Source organism: Spirosoma sp. KUDC1026 (genome assembly GCF_013375035.1).
Classification (GTDB): Bacteria; Bacteroidota; Bacteroidia; order Cytophagales; family Spirosomataceae; genus Spirosoma.
The window spans coordinates 4,049,379-4,068,957 of sequence record NZ_CP056032.1 but is presented as its reverse complement, the minus strand read 5'-3'; the positions used below and the strand labels follow the sequence as shown (position 1 = coordinate 4,068,957).

Annotated in this window: 13 protein-coding genes; 9 read left to right on the top strand and 4 right to left on the bottom strand. The window is 55.0% G+C overall.

Annotated elements, in window-relative coordinates; all coding sequences use genetic code 11:
• Window positions 1–7: 7 nt before the first annotated feature.
• Together HU175_RS16995 and HU175_RS16990 are read right to left on the bottom strand one after the other, a co-directional pair.
• Window positions 8–1,096 carry an AI-2E family transporter gene (locus HU175_RS16995; RefSeq protein ID WP_176567723.1) on the bottom strand — a complete coding sequence of 363 codons (1,089 nt, stop codon included), beginning with the start codon at window positions 1,094–1,096 and terminating at the stop codon, window positions 8–10.
• A 208-nt stretch (window positions 1,097–1,304) separates the two neighbouring features.
• Window positions 1,305–2,150 (bottom strand): helix-turn-helix domain-containing protein, encoded by an 846-nt coding sequence (locus HU175_RS16990; protein ID WP_176567722.1) that lies wholly within the window; start codon window positions 2,148–2,150, stop codon window positions 1,305–1,307.
• Window positions 2,151–2,268: 118 nt separating this feature from the next.
• On the opposite strand from HU175_RS16990, the gene HU175_RS16985 reads away from it, so the two are divergent.
• Both HU175_RS16985 and HU175_RS16980 read left to right on the top strand, forming a co-directional pair.
• Window positions 2,269–3,147 (top strand): DUF1080 domain-containing protein, encoded by an 879-nt coding sequence (locus HU175_RS16985; RefSeq protein ID WP_176567721.1) that lies wholly within the window; start codon window positions 2,269–2,271, stop codon window positions 3,145–3,147.
• 60 nt (window positions 3,148–3,207) lie between these two features.
• A complete protein-coding gene (locus tag HU175_RS16980; RefSeq protein ID WP_176567720.1) occupies window positions 3,208–3,522 on the top strand; it encodes a hypothetical protein in 315 nt (104 codons plus the stop codon).
• A gap of 108 nt (window positions 3,523–3,630) precedes the next feature.
• On the opposite strand, the gene HU175_RS16975 is transcribed toward HU175_RS16980, so the two are convergent.
• Together HU175_RS16975 and HU175_RS16970 are read right to left on the bottom strand one after the other, a co-directional pair.
• Window positions 3,631–3,867, bottom strand: coding sequence for a hypothetical protein (locus tag HU175_RS16975; RefSeq protein WP_176567719.1), 237 nt, complete (start codon window positions 3,865–3,867; stop codon window positions 3,631–3,633).
• A gap of 95 nt (window positions 3,868–3,962) precedes the next feature.
• Window positions 3,963–5,006, bottom strand: coding sequence for a LacI family DNA-binding transcriptional regulator (locus tag HU175_RS16970; protein WP_176567718.1), 1,044 nt, complete (start codon window positions 5,004–5,006; stop codon window positions 3,963–3,965).
• A 351-nt stretch (window positions 5,007–5,357) separates the two neighbouring features.
• Between HU175_RS16970 and HU175_RS16965 the strand changes: the two genes are divergently transcribed.
• The 7 genes from HU175_RS16965 (at window position 5,358) to HU175_RS16935 (ending at window position 19,518) form a co-directional block, all read left to right on the top strand.
• Complete coding sequence (locus HU175_RS16965; protein WP_176567717.1) at window positions 5,358–8,366, top strand: SusC/RagA family TonB-linked outer membrane protein; 3,009 nt, start codon at window positions 5,358–5,360, stop codon at window positions 8,364–8,366.
• A 128-nt stretch (window positions 8,367–8,494) separates the two neighbouring features.
• Complete coding sequence (locus tag HU175_RS16960; RefSeq protein ID WP_176567716.1) at window positions 8,495–9,970, top strand: RagB/SusD family nutrient uptake outer membrane protein; 1,476 nt, start codon at window positions 8,495–8,497, stop codon at window positions 9,968–9,970.
• A 27-nt stretch (window positions 9,971–9,997) separates the two neighbouring features.
• Window positions 9,998–12,589 carry a glycerophosphoryl diester phosphodiesterase gene (locus HU175_RS16955; RefSeq protein WP_228724188.1) on the top strand — a complete coding sequence of 864 codons (2,592 nt, stop codon included), beginning with the start codon at window positions 9,998–10,000 and terminating at the stop codon, window positions 12,587–12,589.
• Window positions 12,590–12,601: 12 nt separating this feature from the next.
• Window positions 12,602–13,447 carry a sialate O-acetylesterase gene (locus tag HU175_RS16950; RefSeq protein WP_176567715.1) on the top strand — a complete coding sequence of 282 codons (846 nt, stop codon included), beginning with the start codon at window positions 12,602–12,604 and terminating at the stop codon, window positions 13,445–13,447.
• A gap of 14 nt (window positions 13,448–13,461) precedes the next feature.
• Entirely contained in the window at window positions 13,462–15,198 is a 1,737-nt protein-coding gene (locus HU175_RS16945; RefSeq protein ID WP_176567714.1) for a sodium:solute symporter family protein, read from the top strand.
• Window positions 15,195–17,246, top strand: a complete 2,052-nt coding sequence (locus HU175_RS16940; RefSeq protein WP_176567713.1) for a glycoside hydrolase family 2 protein — start codon at window positions 15,195–15,197, stop codon at window positions 17,244–17,246. The genes HU175_RS16945 and HU175_RS16940 overlap by 4 nt, the downstream gene beginning before the upstream one ends.
• The gene (locus HU175_RS16935; protein ID WP_176567712.1) at window positions 17,221–19,518 is read left to right on the top strand and encodes an FAD-dependent oxidoreductase; all 2,298 of its coding nucleotides are present in this window, start codon (window positions 17,221–17,223) and stop codon (window positions 19,516–19,518) included. The genes HU175_RS16940 and HU175_RS16935 overlap by 26 nt, the downstream gene beginning before the upstream one ends.
• The last annotated feature ends 61 nt before the right edge of the window (window positions 19,519–19,579 follow it).

The window sequence follows — 19,579 nt, the reverse complement described above, 5'->3', positions numbered from 1 at the left end:
AATCCGGTTAAGATCTCTTAGGGAACAGGTTCTTGACCTTGTCTATGAATCCACCCGAGTTCTCTTTTTTGTCCTGTCCGATCAGAAAACCGTAGGGCTTCAACGACTCGACATGGTCGCAGATGACTTTAACAATCCCCAGGACTGGCAAAGCCAGAATCATTCCCGGAATACCCCAGACGGTTTCGCCAATGACAATGACCAGAATAGTGAACAATGGATTAATATTGACTTCATTGCCAACGACCAGCGGTTCGATCAGATAGGTCTGCGTAAACTGGACGATACCATAGACCAATACGATTCCTAAAACCATCCGGCTATCGCCCCCCTGCGCTACGCTGAGGAGGATCGTCAGCAGCGAGCCAGAAAGATTACCGATAAACGGAATCATTTCCAGTAGACCACAGAGAATCGCCAGAAAGATAGCTTGTTTAACCCCGACAATCGAAAAACCGATTCCGTACAGCACCCAGAGCATCCCGATCATCATGGCCATGCCCGTCAGGTATTGCTGGGCGACCTGGCTGCTCTGGGAAATGATTCGGTGGGTTTTGTTCTGATCCGCCTGGCTAACCAGCCGAAGAATGAAGTTTTTCAGGTGCTTCCGGAAATAGAGAAGCAGGAAGGTGTACACCACCGTGAGAACCGCATCGACGGCTACGTCCAGAAACGAATTCATGATGGAGGTAACCGCCAAGGTCAATTGCCCGGTACCGGAGGATTGCTTCTGCATGAACGCTTTCTGCTGTTCGGGGGCGATACCAAACCGGCTGCTGATAAACTGGCGGGTCTGATCAATCAACTCCGTTACCCGTTGGCCAATGCCTGCCAGATCGCGGGATAGGTTAGCGGACTGCCAGGTCAGTACCGCGAGCACCACACCCACCAGTAAGACCAGTCCGAACAAACATAGCGAAGCGGCCAGTGCCCGGTTTACTCCCTTTCTCTCCAGTCGGTTGCTCAGTGGTAAAAGCAGCGTCGCCAGCAGGCCACTAATGGTAAGCGGCACCAGTACGGGGCGGGCGAAATAAAGTCCACCAAATAGCAAGAAGAGAAAAATGAGGAAACGGGTCGGCTGGATAAGTGCTGGCATTGCTGAGAGAGGAAAGTAAACAGAAAAGCAGGGTGAACTGAACGGTTACCGGTTCAGGGGCCGGGTACGTTCTGTCTGGGCAACTCGCCGGAAACCCCCAGTGTTTAATGAGCCCGCCTACATGGACAGAGAAACGTAGGAGACGAGTGTCGCCAAACGATTCGGCAGAAAGTTGCTTCTACCAGACCTTGGCATCCTAAATGATGGCTTAGTCAGCAACCTGGTTACGTAGCGAGATTGGCGTTCTCCCCGTGTACTTTTTAAACTGTTTGCACAGGTGACTTTCATCCGTGTAGCCAAATTCGTCGGCCAACTGGGCCAGGGTCAGCGAGCTGTATACTAACCGGGCTTCGATAAGCTTGATCTTGTACCGGATAATGTAGTGTTTGATCGATTCGCCCGTCTGCTTCTTGAAGAAGATGCTGATATAAGCCGGCGCATAGTGGAACGCATTGGCCAGGCTGTCGATACTGAGTTTTTGTGGTTGGTAAATGTGCTGACGGATGTATAGCAGAATCGCTTCGACTGATTTGGTGACGACGGGTTGGGCTGGGGCCTGACCCAAGAGGTTCCGAGCCAGTATCAGCAGCATACTCCGTAGTAGGTTATCCCGGACGCTGGCGAAGTGCGGAGTGTGTTGATGATGGTCATATTCTTCCTCCAGTACAGTCAGCAACGCGTGCAGTTTTCGCTTCTCCGGTTCGAATAGTACGATGGAACCCCGGCTCTGCGAAGAGGTCGCTAATAAACTGTCGAGGATGGGCGGCCACCCGTTGTCTTGGTTTGCTGCCCGATGCGTATGGAAGGCTTCGTTGAAGCGGATAAAACAGAACTCGGTTGCCTGATGAATGATAAACGAATGGAAATCGTCGGGACCTAATAGAAATACATCTCCCTTGGCATAAGAAAACGTATTGCCATTGATGTTGTGCAGACCGTCCCCCTTTAGAATAAAGATAATCTCAAAATAGGTATGAGTATGGACGGCATGCGCCCAGCTCGTCGCTTCAAAATGGTAGATGTTAAACGGCGTGTGGAGGACGTATCGTTTCATGGGATTTTACTAAAGTTATAAACTTACCAGTAAAGAATGGATTTATACCATTCCTTCACGCTGGATCCACTTTAGTTTTGCTGATAGATGGGTACTATTCCCGTATCTGAACCCGGTCATGAAACACCATATTTCTTCGATAACTAGTCTAACAGCAGTCTGCCTGCTATTTTTTCTCTCGTCGATGCGGAAACCCGACGAATGGACACCCCTGCTTGATTCGAACTTATCTCAGTGGGAAACCTACCTAAGCTACGCCCACAAGTCAGACTATAATGGAAAGTTACCAACGGATGCCACGGGCACTCCGATACCGCCTATCGGGTATAATAAAGATGATACCCACGTTTTTTCCGTGCTGAAAGAAGCGGGCAAACCCGTCTTGCGGATAAGTGGGGAGAAGTATGGCTGCCTGTTTACCAGACAGTCCTACGACAATTATCACCTGACTCTTGACGTAAAATGGGGCAAGCAGAAGTACGAACCCCGGCAAACTAAATTGCGGGATTCGGGTATCCTTTATCACTCCACCGGTGAGGCCGGCGCCGAATACTGGCGGTCGTGGATGCTCTCGCAGGAATTTCAGGTGATGGAAGGGCACATGGGCGATTTCTGGTGCCAGGCAAATTCGGCTATTGATATCCGCTCGTTTCAATCCGAGGGGATCATGAACCGGGTGGCGGACGAAAAACAACCCTTCGCGCCTTTTAAAAGCGGTGGGGATTACTATTGCATGCGGTCCGCCAATTACGAAAGCCCGGCGGGAGAGTGGACGAAGCTCGAACTGATTTGCTTCGAGGGGAAAAGCCTCCACATCGTCAACGGTCATGTAGTCATGGTATTAAAGGACTCTCGCTACACAAAGCCGGGTGGGCAGGATGTACCTATGAGACAGGGTAAAATCCAGCTACAAAGTGAAGCGGCCGAAGTCTTTTATCGGGACATCCGCATCAAACCATTAACTGCAATGCCCAACGTATACGCCAGTCTATTTTAAAGCCGTCGTAGCCCTATTACCCACTTTTCAGTCGAAGAACCTTTTGACTAGTACGCTATTATGTCTTTCCACGAGTTACCCAAAGACGAATGGACTCACCAGCAAACCCGGTTACGGTGCAAGCATACGGCTGAGTGGCGCCGGCTGGTTACGCACGAGGAGGGGATACGTAACAATTTACTGAAGGTACACATGCTGGAACGTCAGCAATGCTGCGATGATCTGTTCGTTCTTCGTCAGCAACAGCAACAGGCATTGATGACCCTGGAGCAACAGAGTAACCAGACTCGGCAGGCCTTACGGGCTCGTCAGGCCGAGGAAATGGCGGAATTGCGAAAACAAACAAAGGCCGCCCGACAAGGTCTACCTTGCTAGCTGTTTCAGCAATCCGCGACGTCTGGACCTAATCAACGAACTGGCTTTCCGTTCACCGTAATTAGGTGATAAAGGGAAAGCCAGTTCGTCTGTAAGTGAGGTAACGATCTAGTCGCCTGGCGAAACGTTCTCGTTGTCACCCGCCTGCGTATCGGTCGTCAGCGAACTTTCGTGTCGATCATCGTCTTCAAAAATTCCCTTCCGGATTTCGCCCCGTTCCTCATAAGCCGTTTCGTCATCGTAAAGATCGTGGCTTAGTTCGGCCTCTGTTTTCGGGTTCAATATGTCTTCTCCGCCCGTATCGGAATCTGTGTCCGGTCTGTAATAGCGCCTTGTCGTTATCATATCATTATAGTATTTAGGGACTAATCGGTTTGTTTTCTTAGCAGTGAAATCCCAATTGATGCAATCGGGCATACGCCTGAAAGTCTGTTCGGGTTTTACGGCCTCGTGTCGCCAGCCGCTCCAGTTAGTGTAGTACCCCGTATCAATAAACGCGTGGGCAGAACGACTGTTTCGGCGGGTGGGCGTTGATCGTCGGCAACGAGCTGTTTGATGAGTAACTGGGCGGCCTGCCGACCAATCGCATCAACGGGTTGGGACACCGTAGTGAGACCGGGCTCGATAAGCGACGAAACCGGATCGTCGCTGAATCCTACAACGGCAATATCATCCGGCATGGTCAGCCCCCGGCTTTTGATCACCTTGATGGCTTCGATGGCCGTTGGGTCGTTGATGGTAAAAAGCGCGTCGGGCGGCTCGGGCAGATTCAGCAGGTGGTTGACGTAAATAGTAGCTTTGTCGAGCGACAGGTCATACGAGATAACCAGCCCCGGATCGAGCGTAATCCCGTACTGCTGTAGGGCATCCCGGTAGCCATTCAGGCGGTTGCGGCTATTCTGCAACGTATCAGGACCGGCCAGGTGCGCGATACGTCGTTTACCCGTTTTGATCAGGTGCTCAACGGCCTGAAAAGCGCCTACGTAATCATCCACCACGACTTTCGATACGTTCAGACTGTCGACCACCCGGTTGAAAAAGACGACCGGAATCCCCCGCCGGTCAAACATACTAAAATGATCAAAATTGCGGGTTTCCTTCGTGTGCGACACCAGCAAGCCATCAACCCGGCTGGCCAGTAGGGCTTTCGTGTTGGCCACCTCCGTTTCGTACGATTCGTTCGAGTGACAGATCACTACGTTATAGTGTGCCTCCGCCAAAACGGCCTGCGCTCCAATGATTACGTTAGGGTAAAAAAAGCTCAGGAATTCCGGGACAATGATGCCAATCGTCTGCGTCCGGTTCGTGAGCAATGATATCGCCAGCTGGTTTCGCTGATAGTCAAGCTGAGCCGCCAGGTCAAGCACCTGCTTCCGCGTTTTCTCCTTCACATTCGGGTGGTTTGTCAGCGCCCTGGAAACTGTGGACTTCGACAGGTTCAACGTCCTGGCAATATCAATTATGGTCACCTGTTCGCTTTTCATAAATTGTATTTTTTGTATTTCAGGCGCTTTCGTAGGTGTTAGTTATGGAAAATACGTGAGATAAGATGCCAAGTTTTTGGGAACGGTTGCAAGAAAATGGGATCGTTCCCAAAAAAATAAGTCAATAAAAACTTTGAATGGTTATTATTAGGGTTTAAAATCAACCAATGCAAGCAAAAAAGCCCCGTAAGAGACAGTTTTACTGACTACACCCGGCTAAACAGGGTATAGGTAACGAAAAACTGAATTGATCGAAGCTTTTAGGCTGAATTGTATTTTATTGATTTCCTACCCTTAATCGTTTATAGAATGTTTCACTGTTTACAAACGCCGTTTGCGAGGAGTTTTCGGATGGCAATTTATCTGTCCGGCCTGTTGGTCGCATTGGTCACGACCAGCTTTGGGCAGTCTCCGCGGGTGATGACCGTACGGGGTAAGGTTAGTTCGGGAACGGAAGCACTGCCCGGCGTCAATGTACTGGTAAAGGGAACGCAGCAGGGCACAACGACTGACGCAAACGGACAATTCAGCTTGACCGTACCCAGCGGAGATGCCGTACTGGCTTTCTCCTACATTGGCTACGAGTCGCAGGAGGTGCCGGTGAATAACCGTACGACGATCAGCGTTGACCTCAAGTCTGACGACCGTTCGTTGAGCGAGGTGGTGGTGGTTGGTTATGGCACCCAGCGAAAGGTCGAAACAACGGGATCGATTGCGTCCGTCAAGGCGGCTGATTTACTGCAGACACCAGTCGCCAACGTAGCGCAGGGTTTGCAGGCGCGGGTAGCCGGGGTACAGATCACGCAGAACTCAGCCGCGCCCGGTGGCAACATCAGCGTCCGGATTCGGGGCACCAACTCCATTAACGGTACGTCGGAGCCGCTCTATGTTGTTGACGGGATCCAGTATTCCAACGGCGGGGGTGTTAATGACGTCAGTCCGCTCTCGGCTATCAATCCCAATGACATTGAGTCGGTTGAGGTGCTGAAAGATGCATCGGCGACGGCCATTTATGGGTCGCGGGCGGCCAATGGCGTGGTTTTGATCACAACCAAACGCGGTAAAGCGGGTAATACGCGGGTGTCCTACGATGGATACTACGGCGTTCAGCGGGTGAATAAAACACTGAACGTATTGAACGCGGCCCAGTTTGGACAACTTGAAAACGAAATCTACAAGAACAATTACTACCCGGACCCCGCTTCGCTGGGGGAGGGTACCAACTGGCAAAAGCTCATTTTTCAGGATGCCCCTATCCAGAGTCACCAGATTAGTATCATCGGCGGTTCCGAAAAAACGCAGCTGGCTCTGACGGGAAACTACTTCAACCAGCAGGGCATTATCATCAACTCGGGTTTTGAGCGCTACTCGCTGCGACTCAACCTGGATCACCGGGTGAGCAAGCTCCTGAAAGTGGGCACCAGTCTGCTGACGACGTATTCGATCAACGACCGGACCCCAACGGGCTCAAGCAGCATTGATGGCCCGGCTGTCTATTCCAGTATTCTGGGCTCGGCGCTGGGGGCTGCGCCAACACTGGTGCCGTATCGCGCCGATGGTTCCGTCTATCCCTTTGGGGATCAGCGGGTAGGGGCGTATCGGGAGGTAGCCAACCCAATCGGTCTGGCGCAGATCCTGAACCGCACGACCGAACGGCGCACACTGGGCAACCTGTATGCCGAGTTCAGCATCCTGAAAGGGCTGACGTACCGGGCTTCGCTGAACGTCAGCCTGCAGAATACACTGAGCGACTATTACTCACCCCGTTCCATTATCAACCAGGCGGATCTGGCAGCGGGGGGCGGCAGTGCTACGAAAGGAAACGGTAACTTCCTGGGTCTGCTGCACGAAAGTGTGCTGACGTACTCCACGACGATTGCCGACAAACACTCGCTGAAACTCACGGGCCTGTTTGCGACGCAGACCGGTGCCAGTAACTCGAACAGCATTACGGCCAGTAAATTTCCGAACGACGCGACCCTGAACGAAGCGGTTCAATTGGCTACTGAACGGAGCGTTTCGAGTAGCCGAAGCAAGGATCGGCTGGATTCGTACATGGGTCGGATCAACTACGGCTACAAAGACAAGTATTTCATTGACCTGACGGCGCGGGCCGATGGAGCCAGCAAATTTGGGGCAAACAACAAGTACGGTTTCTTTCCCGCTATCTCGGGGGCCTGGCGGATTATTGAAGAGTCGTTCATGAAGAAAACGCCCGTCTTCACGGACCTGAAGCTGCGGGCCAGCTACGGTCTGACGGGGAATGCGGGTGCCATTGGCTCGTATCAATCGCTGGCACTGGTATCGTCGGGGGCCAACTACGTATTCGACCACATCTATAATACGGGCATCAATCCGTCGGGGATTCCAAATCCTGATCTGCGCTGGGAGAAGTCGCTGCAAACGAACATCGGCGTGGACATCGGCCTGCTTAGCAACCGGCTGAACCTGGTTATTGACGTATATGACAAGAAAACCCGCGACCTGCTGTTTGTCAAAAACCTGCCGCTCTCGTCGGGCTACACGACCATTACGGGGAATTTTGCCTCGCTGCAAAACCGGGGTATTGAGTTTTCGGCTAACGCCCGGCTGCTCGATGGGCCGCTCAAATGGAACGTATCGGGGAACGCAACCATCAACCGGAACAAGCTGCTAAGTCTGGACGGGCAAACCGACGAGTTCATCCTGAATAACTACAGCATCCTGAAAGTCGGTCAGCCGCTGGGGGTTTTCAAAACGTACGTTTTTGACGGCATCTACCAGAATGGCGAAACTGTGCTACCCGGCTCCGATAGTCGCGCGGGGGGCACCAAAGTGAAAGATCTGAACGGCGACGGTCAGATTTCGGCCGCCGACCAGACTATTACGGGGAACGCGAATCCGAAATTTATTTACGGTTTCTCGACCGACCTGCGGTACAGGAATTTCGATTTCAGTGCGTTCTTCTCGGGCGTGCAGGGTAATCAGATCTTCAACCTGATTCGCTACACCTTCGAAAACCCGCTCGGACAACGTAACGTGTTTGCGGGGCTGGCGAATCGCTGGTCGGCTACCAACCCGAGCAACGAGTACGTCAGCGGATTCCAGGGCGGACGCCTGCCCATCTCGGACCGGTTTATGGAAGACGGCTCGTTCCTGCGCTGCAAGAACATCACGCTGGGCTACACGCTGCCCAAGATCAAGGCAGTTTACAACGCCCGGGTTTACGTGAGCGCCAACAACGTATTCACGCTCACCAACTATTCCGGCTTTGATCCCGAAGTCAATACGTATGGTAACTCCAACACGCTGATCGGTATCGATAACCTGGTGTACCCAACGGCCAAATCACTGATAGCCGGCTTACAAGTCACGTTTTAATTCAAAGAGTGAAAGACAGAAAGAGCGAAAGAGCGAGTTCCGGGATGCTGCCCGTTCCGCTCCGAAGACAAACTTTCGCTCTTTCATTCTTTCGCTCTTTCACTCTTTGACCTGCTCTTTCGCCATTTATGAAAAAGATATTCATCCCAATAATTGCGGCTTTCGGCTTGGCTTCCTGTCAGCTGGATGAGACGCCGTATTCGTCCATTTTTACCGAAAACTTTTACAAGACGCCCCAGGATGCCGAAGCGTCCATTACGTCGGCTTATGGAACGCTGGCGACTCTTTACGGGGGACCAGCTCCCCTGATGGCGTCCGATTTTAGCGCCGATCAGGTGTATCCGCGCCCGGTGGTGGCCCGCAACACGTACACCCTGTTCACCTACGATCAGGAGTATTCGGCGGCCCGGAGCTTTAGCCGGGAAAACGAATCGCCCCTGTATATCTGGCGTTGCTACAGCGGCATCGAAAAGGCCAACTGGACGATTGACCGGGTACCGGGTATCACGATGGATACCAAACGCCGGGATGAAATCGTGGGAGAGGCTTATTTCCTGCGAGCGTTCTACCACTGGATGCTGACCAAAAACTTTGGCGACATCATCGTCAAAACCAGCGCCAGCACCAGCCTGGCAAACGCTACGGTCGGCAAAAGTCCACGCAAGGACGTGTACGCGCAGATTTACAAAGATCTGGATCAGGCCGTGGCGCTGCTGCCATCATACTCGGCCACGCTGGTAAAAGGACGGGCGTCGAAAGAGGTAGCGCTGGCGCTGTACGCCAAAGCTGCTCTCTATAACGAGGACTGGACTACGTCGCTGCAAAAAGCGCAGGCCGTCATCACGTCGGGTAAATACAGCCTAATGCCGGAGGTAAAAGACGTGTATAACGTAACGAAAGAGGACGCGGCCCGGCAGGAAAATATGTGGGCCTACGAGTGCGAAAACTTCACGCCGGGGCAAACCTCACAGATCGGCTCGTTGTATGGCCCCGCCAATAGCGCTGGTCCGGAATACGGCCGCTCGTCCTACGGCTCGGCCTTTGCCTATCAGTCGTTCTTCGATTCGTTTGATCCCAAAGACAAACGACGCCAGCTGCTGGATACGAACTATGTGAATGCGCAGGGACAGGTGGTTCGCCAACGGAACATCACGCCCGTGACGACGAAAGGTGTTCTGGTGAAGAAATACCAGGATGCCAACTCAAACGGCGGCAACTACGCCATTAACATCCCTATCTTCCGCCTGGCCGATGTGTATCTGATTGCTGCGGAGGCCGAAGCCCGGCAGAATGGCCCGACCACGACAGCCTATGGCTACATCAACACCATCCGCAAGCGGGCTGGCCTGGCCGATCTGGCGGTAGGTTTGGGCAAAGACGCCTTTATTGATCGGTTGCTGCAGGAGCGTTCGTGGGAGTTGTTCGCGGAGGGCGACCGCTGGTACGACCTGACTCGTACCGACAAATTTTTGACGGTGATCCCGAAAGCGGTGAACGATGTCTATCCAACACGGAACGTGCAGGCCAAAAACAAATATTTCCCCATTCCGCGGGATGAGATCAACGCCAATCCGCAGCTGCAGCAGAACCCCGACTGGCAGTAAAATTTGACTCTGAAACGACGCGCTTTGATGCAGTACGCTTGTAAACATAAACTCTGGTTCTTACTCTGGCTGGCCTGGTCGGCAACGCTGGCTCAGTCCGGCCAGACGCTCTCGCTGGCAAACGAACAGGTGAAACTTGTCGTCGCCCAGTCGCCGAAAGGCTGGCAGGTGCAGCAGCTGGCGGTTCGACACGGCAAGCAGTGGGTGAAACTGGCCGCGCCCTCCGGTGAACAGACGCTCCTGTATGCCGTCGAAAAACCGTCGACTACACCCGACACGACGTTCCGGTCGATTACGGGCGAGGAGTTTCCGGGGCCGAAATATCACTACCAGACGGTGCAGTGGAACGAAAGCACGAACCCTGTTTCGCTGAACACGGCCGGAAAAGCGTATCATTTCTTTTCGGGTCAGGGCCAGACCGTCGACCAGAACAAACTACGGTTTCAGCACGAGACGGACGTAGCCACTATCAGCAGCGAATGGGCGCTGGATTCCCGGTTTCCGTCGGATATTATCATTACCCAAACGCTGACGGCGAAGAAAGACGGTTTCTTCTCGCTGGCCAGCCCGACGCTGGCGACGGTGCCGGGGAGCGAACTGAGCTGGGCAACGGTGCCGGGCTATTTTCAGGGAAAGACGATCCAGAAAAACTTTGCCTTGGCTTATGCGTACGGGCATGGTATTCCGTCCCTGCCGGTTGTGTACCGGGAACGTTGCGCCAGTACGTTGTGTCCGATGGTGAGTACGCAGTCGGGCCTGACGCTGGCTGTCATTCCTGAACCCGGTCTCGCCCGCGACCCCTGGGCAAAGGACCAGATGACCCAGATCGACTGGAACATCGGTCTGTCGCACATGAACCGCAAAGCTCAGCTGGCGCCAACGCTATACTACCCGGTGCTTGGTGAACCGAAGTCGGCTTTGAAAGCCGGGGAGACGATTCGGTACACATTCCGCTACAGCCTGACCGATGGCGACTGGTTCAAAGCCCTTAACCACGCCGTTTATGATGTATACCAGTTTCAGGAGTCGCTGGCGCTGCGCCAAAGCAAACAGTCGCTGACGGACCGGATCGCCAAGATGCACAGCTACCTGACCGATCCGAAAACCTCGCTCTGGAACGTAGAGGAATTCGACGGGAAGAAGATTGGGGCGCAGTCATATCTGGGTGGGGTCGTTGGCTCGAACAAAGACGCCATGAAAAACTCGGACTACGGCGCAATGTGGATGCTGGCAACGGCCACCAAGGACCCGCTCCTGATGGAGAACGTACTGCCCTATGCCGAGAATTTCAAGCTGGTGCAGCAGCAGACCAAAGACGGATTTTTCAAAGGGGCAGCCGTCGGCCAGTACTACCTGGCTAAGTCCAAAAAGTTTGTGGAGGAGTGGGGTGAAGTGGTCGAACCCATCGGGCTGACGTACTATACCATGCTCGATCTAGGCAATATGCTCCTGTTTGAACCGACCAACGACGAGCTGAAAAACCGGCTCCGGCTGGGTGCCGATCGACTCCTGACCTGGCAGAAACCCAACGGGAGCTGGGCGGTAGCCTACGACCGACATTCGGAGCAGGAAGTGTTTACCGACATTCAGGATGTACGACCGACCTTTTACGGGCTGATCGTGGCTTACCGGATTCTGCACGATCCCAAATACCTGCAGGCGGCCCGGAAAGGGGCGGATTGGTTTATCAAAAACGCGGTAGAAACGGGCAGTTTCCTGGGCGTGTGTGGCGATGCCCGTTACGCCCCCGACTTCGCTACGGGCCAGTCGGCGCAGGCGCTGCTGGATTTGTACGATCTGACAAAGGATGCCCGCTACAAAGAGGCTGCTATCACGGCGGCCAAAATCTACACAACCTCGATCTATACGCACCCCATTGCCAGCCATCAGCCCAAGCAGGTGAACGGGACTCCGCGCGAAGACTGGGAGATCAGCCAGTCGGGGCTGAGTTTTGAGCACGGTGGTATTTTCGGATCGGCTACCCGCCACGGCCCCATCCAACTATGCAGCCACGCCGGTCTGTTCGTCCGGATGTATGGATTGACGAAAGAGCCGCTGTTTGCCGACATGGCCCGCGCTGGTGCCATTGGTCGCGACGCGTTTGTCGATCCGAAAACCAGCGTCGCGTCCTACTACTGGAACGCCATGAACAAAGGGGCCGGGCCGTATCCGCACCACGCCTGGTGGCAGATTGGCTGGCTGACCGATTACCTGCTGGCCGAAGCCGAGCTACGGTCTGGCGGCAAGGTTAGCTTCCCCCGCGGGTTTGTTACACCCAAAGTGGGTCCCCACCAGACGTACGGCTTTGTACCGGGAACCATCTACGGCGAGAAAGCCAGCCTGTTCATGCAGGACGGGTTCGCGCAGCCGAGTAACCCGTCCGTGGATTGTCTGCTGGCCCGCGCCGAAAAAGGCAATCGCGTCTACGTCCTGCTGCTCAACGATAACGCTAGCGCAACTACGTTTCAGGTAGCGCTCCAGCCCGGAACGATAGGGAAGGGGAAGAAACTGAAGTCGGTAACACGTCTGGTAGCCCCAGCTAAAGGTGAGAAGTCAAACGAGTTATTGTTTGAACTGCCTGGGTTCGGGATGGAAGTACTCGCCGTTGATCTGGAATAAACCTGTCTGATAATGAAACGTATAACCCTGATCCGAATACGTACTATACTCTTCGTAACCGCTACACTGCTGAGTGGTGGCCTAACCATCAGTTTGGCACAGTCGAAAGCTTTATTTGTCGTGGCGGGTCAGAGCAACGCGGTAGGTCAGGGGCAGGCAGATTCGTCGGTTCGGGTACCGGCAGGTGTGGCGTTCGAATATCGCTATCAGCACGATACGTTAGTGCCGCTGGCCGATCCGGTGGGGGAGAACGCACTGGCGTTTCAACCAGCTCGTACAGGAAGTGCCTGGCCGGCTTTTGGTGAGCGCTACCACCAGCTAACTGGCCAGCAGGTCATCATCATACCGGCAGCCCGGGGCGGCAGTTCGTGCCACGTCAACGCCGAAATGGCCGATTATGGTACGTGGTCGGCCGACGGTCGGAAGCCATTGCTAGCGAACGCCGTTCAGAAAATCAACCGGGCGCAGCAACACGAAAAACAGTCGGTGAGCGGCATCATCTGGCTCCAGGGCGAACGGGATGCCAACGCTATTTTCGACGGCAAACTAACGGCGCAAGCCTACGAAGCTGCCCTGATCAGTGTAATCCAGCGGTTTCGGGAAGCACTGGGGGCTACCATTCCTTTTTACATCGTGCTGACGGGTAACCAGATCGGCCGCGCGCCAACGGGCAACGACGTCGTTCGGATGGCCCAGCTTCGCGTTGCCCGGCAACTGACAAACGTATCGATCGTGTATGCCGATGCGAACCAATTTCCGGCGAAGCGGTGGATGAAAGACTTTGTCCATTACAACCAGGACGCCCTGAATGACATTGGCAGAACGGTGGCCGAACGTATTGCTGCCACGCCTAAATAAGAACTGAAACCACTATGAATACAACCATTGATACCGTCGTTATCCTCGTTTTCTCCGCCTTCGTACTGGGGATCGGGATGCTGTTCGCCCGGACGGGGCGCAACCTGAAATCGTTCTTCGCGGGGGGCGAAGCGGTGCCGTGGTTTATCGGCGGTCTCTCGCTCTTCATGAGCTTTTTCTCCGCTGGTACGTTCGTGGCCTGGGGTTCCATCGCCTACAAACACGGCTGGGTGGCCATCACCATTCAATGGACCATGTGTATCGGCGCGCTGGTTACGGGGCTATTTCTGGCACCCCGCTGGAAACGTACCGGTGCCCTGACGGCCGCCGAGTTCATCCGGGAGCGGCTGGGCGCTACGGTGCAAAAGGTCTACATCTTCATTTTTACGCTGGTTTCCCTGTTCATCAAAGGATCGGTGCTTTACCCGGTTGCCAAACTCGTGAGTGCCTCGCTGGATCTGCCGCTGATGCCCTGCACGATTGGCCTGGGTATTTTCATGATTGCCTACACCGCCGTCGGGGGGCTCTGGGCCGTAATGGTGACCGACATTCTGCAATTCGTCGTCCTGTCGGCGGCCGTGTTCATTCTGCTGCCCCTGTCGCTGGATCGGGTGGGCGGATTCGACAGCTTTTTGCAGCGCGTACCCGAGGATTTTTTCAGTCCGCTGAACGGCGAATACACCATGGGCTTCATTATGGCCTTCGTGCTGTATCACATCTGCTACATCGGCGGCAACTGGACATTCGTGCAGCGCTACACCAGCGTCGACAGCCCCAAATCGGCCCGGAAAGTGGCTTTTCTGTTCGCCGGTCTCTACCTGATCAGCCCGGTCATCTGGATGATGCCGCCCATGATTTACAAGGTTATCAACCCCGCCCTGACGGGTCTGGATACGGAGAACGCCTACCTGATGATCTGCAAACTGGTGCTACCGCCGGGGCTACTGGGACTGATGCTCACGGGCATGTATTTCTCGACCTCCGCCAGCGCCAATACCGCCCTGAACGTGGTTTCGGCCGTGTTCACCAACGACGTCTACAAAACGCTGATCAATCCGGCGGCTTCTGATAAGCAACTGATCCGGGTAGCGCGGGGCTCGTCCTGGGTGTTTGGGCTGGGCATGATTGGGATTGCCCTACTGGTACCGGCGGCTGGCGGCATTGTCGAAGTGGTGCTGAGTATCTCGTCCATCTCGGGCGGACCGCTGCTGGCGCCACCACTCTGGGCGCTGTTCTCCAAACGTCTGACCGGCCTGGCAACGCTCTGGATCACCGGGATTGGCCTGACGGTTAACCTGTTCTTCAAGGTGCTTTCACCCTGGCTACTGGAATTTAAACTGACGCGGGGTGCCGAAACGATGATCGGTATTGGTCTGCCGCTGCTCCTGCTGCTGGGGTATGAACTCTGGGCGCGGTCGAGGGATCGGGTGGCGCGGGAAGAGCTCCGGTACCGGATGGCTCGTCAGCAGAAAATCGACGAGGCCATCGAAGAAGGGCAGGGCGCAGAGGCCCTGGAAACCAAACGGCAGAACCGGTTTGGGATGCAGGTTATCGCCGGGGCGCTGGTTTTTACGGCAGTTATTCTGTTTATCCTGAGTCTGTTGACCACGCAGGGAGCTGGCGTAACGGCGGGTATCGCGGTCGTCATTCTGTTCTCGGCCATCATTCCCTGGCGAGCTGCCCAGCGAATCAGCCTGTCAGTCGCTACGTCAGAAACCCAACCACTCATTAAGTCAACTACCCCGTTATGAACGTATTACGCTGTCTGCTGATACCGCTGGTTTGTCTGGTGCTCAGCCTGCCCGCTTTTAGCCAATACACCATTCGCCAGCCCGACGCAATTCCGTTGCAGGGCGAGTGGCACTTTGCCATGGATCCCGCCGAGGTCGGGGCCGAGCGGAAATGGTTCGCGCCGGAGTTATCGCTGGCCCGCTGGGATAAGGTGACCGTACCGCACTGTTTTTCGGTTGACTCGCGCTACCAGTTCTATACCGGGACCGTCTGGTACCGACGCAATTTCCCTTGGCAACCCACCAGTGGAAAGCGGGTGTTGCTGCACTTCGATGCGGTTTATTACCAGTGTACCGTCTGGTTGAACGGGCAGAAAGTCGGTACCCACGAGGGGGGCTACACGCCGTTTCAGCTTGACGTAACCGACCAGCTAAAGGCGGATAATAATAATCTGGTGATTTCGGTCAACAACAATACCTGGCGCCCCGGAACCATCCCCGGTGCCAAAGACAACGGCGAACCTAACGACCCGTTTATGGGCTGGCTCAACTACGGGGGGCTCATCCGCCCGGTTTACCTGACTGTTGAACCAGCGGTGTATGTTGACAACGTCAAGGTTGAAGCGGTGCCCGATCTGGCGAAAGGCACGGCTACGCTACGGGTAAAAACCCGGATTCGCAACGCGACCGGTCAGGCAGTGGCACCGAAGCTGGCTTTTCTGGTACAACAGGATGGAAAACCCGTCGCGGTGAAATGGACGGCCCAAACCAGCTCGGTAGCCGCGGGTCAACTGGGCATACTGGAAGCCGAAACGATGCTGAAAGCCGCTGACGTTAAATTGTGGAGCGTGGATCAGCCCACGTTATATGTCCTGCGGGTGAGTACTGGCGACGATACGGTACAAACCAATTTCGGCATCCGAAAGGTGGAGGTACGTAGCACCCAACTGCTGCTTAACGGGCAGCCCATTAAAATGGCGGGTGGGAACCGAGTGGTCGATTATCCGGGACTGGGTTCACTCGAACCCGACTGGGTGGTGGAGAAAGACATGCGTCTGATGAAAGAAGCCGGTATGGAGCTGCAGCGCCTGACGCATTACACCCCCTCGGAAACAATCTACGACTGGGCCGACCGGAACGGGATGCTGATCATTGCCGAAGCGGGCAACTGGCAGCTGACGCCCACCCAAATGGATAACGACACCATACGGACTAAATTCCGGCAGCAGTTTCGGGAGATGGCCGAGCGCGACTGGAATCACCCCAGCGTGATTGCCTACAGCGTCGGAAACGAATACCTCTCTGAACAGCCCGCCGGGCAGCGGTGGACGAAAGACATGATTGCCTACGCCCGCGAGCTGGACCCCACCCGCCTGTATACCTTCGCGTCGATGCGACTGAATATCCTGCCGAAGAAGCCCGAAGACGAAGCCTCGCAGTACTGCGATTTCGTGTCGACCAATACGTACGGCAATCACCTGGCTATCCTGAAACACATTCACGCGCTCTATCCGAATAAACCCATTTTTATCAGCGAATACGGCACCCGCGCCGACGGGAAGGATGGTGAGGCAGGGCAGGTGACTCATCTTGACAAATTCCTCAGCGACGTGCGGCAGTTGCCCTACGTGATTGGCGCATCCTGGTGGGCGTTCAACGATTACCAGAGCCGATATCAGGGCACCAACGCCAACGGCTACCGCCCCTGGGGGCTTGTCGAGCCCGACCGGACCAAGCGACCGCTCTACAAAACCCACCAGACCGGTATGGCTCCGCTGACGGTGGAGCGGGAAAGCTGGATGCTTGGTCCGGCGGGTGTCCATACGCTCAAGCTGCGTATTACGGCCCGGAATGACTTTCCCGCCTATGCTATCCGGCAGTATAAACTGAAAACCAACAACCAGACGGTGTCGATTCCGGATCTCCAGCCGGGGCAAAGCGCTGAGCTGACCCTGTCCGTTCGTGGCTTTGAGAAGACACTTACGATTGAGGTTATTAAACCAACGAGCTTTTCTATTCTTACGCAATTAATTGATTTAACGAATGATACGCGAACAAGCAGTCGATAGTCGTCCGCTAAAGACAGTACGGCACGAAGCAGATTTAGTGGTGATAGGAGGAGGGTTGTCGGGTGTTTGCTGTGCCATTACGGCGGCCAGGGCGGGTATTCGTGTAACATTGGTGCAGGACAGGCCGGTGCTGGGCGGTAATGCCTCGTCGGAGGTGCGGCTCTGGGTGCTGGGCGCTACGTCGCACATGGGCAACAACAACCGCTGGGCGCGGGAGGGGGGCGTTATCGACGAAATCCTGCTCGACAACCTGTACCGCAATCCGGAAGGAAACCCGCTCATTCTCGATACGATTCTACTGGAGAAGGTTATTGCCGAACCCTATATCAAGCTGTTTCTGAACACGGCGGTGTACGACGTCGCGAAAGCCGATGCGACGACGATTACGTCGGTAAAGGCGTTTTGCAGCCAGAATAGTACACAGTACGACCTGGTGGCCCCGCTGTTCTGCGACGCGTCGGGGGACGGTGTCGTCGCGTTTCAGGCCGGGGCTGCCTTCCGGATGGGCGCCGAACCGCAGGCTGAGTTTGACGAAAAATTCGCGCCCTCCGCTGAGTACGGCGAATTGCTGGGCCACTCCTTATATTTCTACACCAAAGATACCGGTAAGCCCGTACGGTTCATTCCGCCATCCTACGCCCTACAGGACATTACGAAAATCCCACGCTATCGTCGGTTTACTGCCAAAGAGCAGGGGTGCCAGCTCTGGTGGCTGGAATACGGCGGTCGGCTGGACACCGTGCACGACACGGAAGCGATCAAGTGGGAACTCTGGAAAGTGGTGTACGGCGTCTGGAATTACATCAAAAACTCCGGCCAGTTTCCCGAAGCGGAGACGATGACCCTGGAATGGGTCGGTCAGATACCGGGTAAGCGCGAGAGCCGCCGGTTCGAAGGCGATTACATCCTCCGGCAGCAGGATATTGTCGAACAACGCACCCAGCCCGACGCCGTAGCGTTTGGCGGCTGGTCCATCGACCTGCACCCCGCCGACGGCGTTTTTTCTGAAAAACCGGGCTGCAATCAGTGGCACAGCAAGGGCATTTACGGAATTCCGTACCGCTGTTATTACAGCCGGAACGTCAGCAATCTGTTCCTGGCCGGACGGATTATCAGCGCGTCGCACGTCGCGTTTGGGTCGTCGCGGGTGATGGGTACGAGCGCCCACGGCGGGCAGGCGGTGGGCATGGCGGCTGCGCTCTGCACACGTAATGGACTGCATCCGCGCGGGCTGAACGAGCCCGCGCGGATGCAGGAACTGCAACGGGAATTGTTGAAAACCGGGCAGCACCTTCCGGGTATTCTACTGCACGATCAGGCCGACCTGGCCAGGCAGGCTACCCTAAGCGCGTCCAGCGAACTCGTGCTGAATCAACTGCCGCCCGACGGGCCACTTCAGCCGCTAACGTCATCCTCGGCGCAGATGCTGCCTGTTCCTGCCGGACCGATGCCGCAGCTGACCGTATTTGTTACGGCCGATCAGGATACCGAGCTGACCGTTGAGTTGCGCCAAAGCAGCCGGGCAGATAACCACACGCCCGACGTAACGCTGGAAACGTTGACATTGGTGCTGAAAAAAGGAAAGCAGGAATTGAAGCTGCCGTTCACGGCTACCATCGCCGAGCCGTGCTACGTGTTTGTTACGTTCCTGAAAAACGAGCACGTTCAGTTGCAGTACAGCCAGTTACGCGTAACGGGCGTCCTGTCGGTCTTTAACAAAACTAACCCTGCCGTATCGAATTACGGCAAGCAGGAGCCAACGGAAGATATTGGCGTCGATACGTTCGAGTTCTGGTGCCCCGAACGGCGGCCGAAAGGCCACAACATCGCTATGCGTATCGAGCCGGGACTGAGTTTGTTCGGCGTCGAAAACTTGCGTAATGGTATCCAGCGCCCGACAAATCAGCCAAATGCCTACGTTGCTGACCCCGCCGATCCCAATCCGACGGTGACGCTGACCTGGCCGGTCACACAACGTATCAGTCGGGTAGAGCTTTGCTTCGATAGTGATTTCGACCATCCTATGGAAACCGTCCTGATGACTCATCCCGAAACGGCCTCGCCGTTCTGCGTCAGTGATTACGTGCTTTGCAACGACCGGCGGGAGCAGGTATTCAGCACTACGAACAACTACCAAAGTCGTAACACAATCCGTTTTGATACGCCCCTACAGACAAGTAGTCTGACCGTCCATTTGAAAGGCGTCAACGGTGATGCGCAGACGAAGTCGGCACCGGCTGCCCTGCTGGAAATCCGGTGTTATGAAGAGTGATGTGACGTTTCGATTGTCGCGAAAAACGTACCGGGTAGATGCATGGGCGAACTGACTTTAC

Bases quoted from the DNA above. Each gene is read 5' to 3' on its own strand.
- HU175_RS16995 (WP_176567723.1), bottom strand. From the start codon at position 1,096: ATGCCAGCACTTATCCAGCCGACCCGTTTCCTCATTTTTCTCTTCTTG.
- HU175_RS16990 (WP_176567722.1), bottom strand. From the start codon at position 2,150: ATGAAACGATACGTCCTCCACACGCCGTTTAACATCTACCATTTTGAA.
- HU175_RS16985 (WP_176567721.1), top strand. From the start codon at position 2,269: ATGAAACACCATATTTCTTCGATAACTAGTCTAACAGCAGTCTGCCTG.
- HU175_RS16980 (WP_176567720.1), top strand. From the start codon at position 3,208: ATGTCTTTCCACGAGTTACCCAAAGACGAATGGACTCACCAGCAAACC.
- HU175_RS16975 (WP_176567719.1), bottom strand. From the start codon at position 3,867: ATGATAACGACAAGGCGCTATTACAGACCGGACACAGATTCCGATACG.
- HU175_RS16970 (WP_176567718.1), bottom strand. From the start codon at position 5,006: ATGAAAAGCGAACAGGTGACCATAATTGATATTGCCAGGACGTTGAAC.
- HU175_RS16965 (WP_176567717.1), top strand. From the start codon at position 5,358: ATGGCAATTTATCTGTCCGGCCTGTTGGTCGCATTGGTCACGACCAGC.
- HU175_RS16960 (WP_176567716.1), top strand. From the start codon at position 8,495: ATGAAAAAGATATTCATCCCAATAATTGCGGCTTTCGGCTTGGCTTCC.
- HU175_RS16955 (WP_228724188.1), top strand. From the start codon at position 9,998: ATGCAGTACGCTTGTAAACATAAACTCTGGTTCTTACTCTGGCTGGCC.
- HU175_RS16950 (WP_176567715.1), top strand. From the start codon at position 12,602: ATGAAACGTATAACCCTGATCCGAATACGTACTATACTCTTCGTAACC.
- HU175_RS16945 (WP_176567714.1), top strand. From the start codon at position 13,462: ATGAATACAACCATTGATACCGTCGTTATCCTCGTTTTCTCCGCCTTC.
- HU175_RS16940 (WP_176567713.1), top strand. From the start codon at position 15,195: ATGAACGTATTACGCTGTCTGCTGATACCGCTGGTTTGTCTGGTGCTC.
- HU175_RS16935 (WP_176567712.1), top strand. From the start codon at position 17,221: ATGATACGCGAACAAGCAGTCGATAGTCGTCCGCTAAAGACAGTACGG.